The sequence below is a fragment of the Oceanobacillus massiliensis str. N'diop genome, assembly GCF_000285495.1.
GTDB classification, from domain to species: Bacteria; Bacillota; Bacilli; order Bacillales; family Amphibacillaceae; genus Oceanobacillus; species Oceanobacillus massiliensis.
The window spans coordinates 1-1,839 of the sequence record NZ_CAER01000079.1 but is presented as its reverse complement, the minus strand read 5'-3'; the positions used below and the strand labels follow the sequence as shown (position 1 = coordinate 1,839).

General features: G+C 38.7%; 1 protein-coding gene. It reads right to left on the bottom strand.

Annotation, left to right across the window (positions count from 1 at the left end; genetic code table 11):
* Nucleotides 1-1,676, bottom strand: a 1,676-nt coding sequence (locus tag OMHG_RS00005; RefSeq protein WP_010647040.1) for an IS1182 family transposase, incomplete at its 3' end; no start/stop codon positions are given.
* Nucleotides 1,677-1,839: the final 163 nt, after the last annotated feature.

Genomic DNA, 1,839 nt, shown 5'->3' with positions numbered 1-1,839 from the left:
GAGGCTGGGACATAACTAGCCAATAGTAACTGAAAAAAGGTTCCGATTATCGTTTTTTGATAATCGGAACCTTTTTCGTGATTATTTTTATTATCTACGGTTCCATTAGCTGTATTGGCGGTGTACTTTCTCATGTTCACCGCCATGAATGCAAACCCTAATTCATTTTCTACTTTTTCTTTGCCTCTCACGGACATTCGCGTGAAACGCAAATTAGCCTTCAAAAATCCAAAGACTGGCTCTACATCTATTTTACGCTTGCCATAGATTTCACCCGTTTTCGTTTCCGAAAGCTGTTCCCTCGTATATGCTTTTTGGTTTTCCCATTTTTCGTTGTAATAAATCTTTCGATTCTTTCCTTCCTTTGCTTTCGTACATTGCTGGCGTAATGGACAACCCGAACAGTCTTCACATTCATAGACTTTAAACGTTCTTGTAAATCCCGTTTTGTCTGTTCGATTCGAAAGGTAACCGAAGGTCACTTTTTTATTGTTTGGACAAGTAAAAGAATCATCTTCTTTATGATATTCCCAGTTGGCAATGTTAAAAGGGTTCTGCTTGTATTTCTTTTTCTTCTCTTTACGATACATGTTATACGTGATCAGCGGGATACGTTTTCGATGGCTTAGGATATCTTCGTAGTTTTGTTCACTACCATAACCTGCATCAGCGACAATGTATGGGGGCAGCGGAAAGAACCCTTTCTCGATTTTATTTAAAAAAGGGATGAACGTACGAGTATCGGTTGGGTTTGGAAATACATCAAAAGCGAGCGCATATTGTCCTTCTGTCGCAATTTGCACATTATAACCAGCTTTAAGTTGACCGTTCTTCATATAATCATCTTTCATGCGCATAAATGTGGCATCATGATCCGTCTTCGAATAACTGTTGCGCTCACCAAATATGGCCATATCATGTTGGTATTTCTGTTTGCGCTGCACATAATCCTTGAATTGTTTGCGGTATTGTTTCGGTGCTTTGCGTTCAGAGCGAAGTCGTTTACGTTCGCTTACGTCTTCACTTGCTTCTATTTGTTGATCATATTTCTCTACCTTGTCGTCGAGCTCTTTCACTACTGTTTCGAGTTCTTTCGTAGATAATTCCTCCAGGCTTTCTCGTTCTATTTCTGGAATAATTTCTTTTTCCAATAATTCCTCATACATTTGGTTAGACTTCTCTACCAAATTGGCACTGTATTTTTCAATCGCTTTGCGCCAAACAAACGTAAACTTATTGGCATTGGCTTCGATCTTCGTTCCATCAATAAAAATCGCTTCTTCTTCAATTAACTTTTCTTGAACGAGCTGGCAACGGAATTGTACAAAACACTGACGTAGTAATTCCTTTACCTCGGGATGGACACGGAACCGATTGATCGTACGGTAACTTGGCTCATATCCTTGAGCTAGCCACATCATTCGCACACTATCTTTCAGTAATCCTTCAATCTTTCTACCAGAGAAAACAGATTGCGTATAAGCGCATAAAATTACCTTCATCATCATGCGTGGATGATAAGCTGGACAGCCTGTCACACGCAAAAACCCGGTGAATGCTTCATCTGGAATATTCTCCACTACATCGTTGACGGCATAGGCTATATCATTTTCTTGAAGTTTGATTTCTAAATCTAACGGCAAAATAACTTGATTCATGGTATAATGTTTAAACATAAGGATACCTCCGATTCTGTTTTGGTGTAGTTACTTTAACTTTATCAGAAGGTATCCTTTTTGCGTACTTAATTTTAGAATTTTATTAAAAAAAGAGTGGTATCCACCAACTTATTGGCGTGTACCACTCTTTTCAATTACTAGGTTTTGTCCCAGCCTCTTT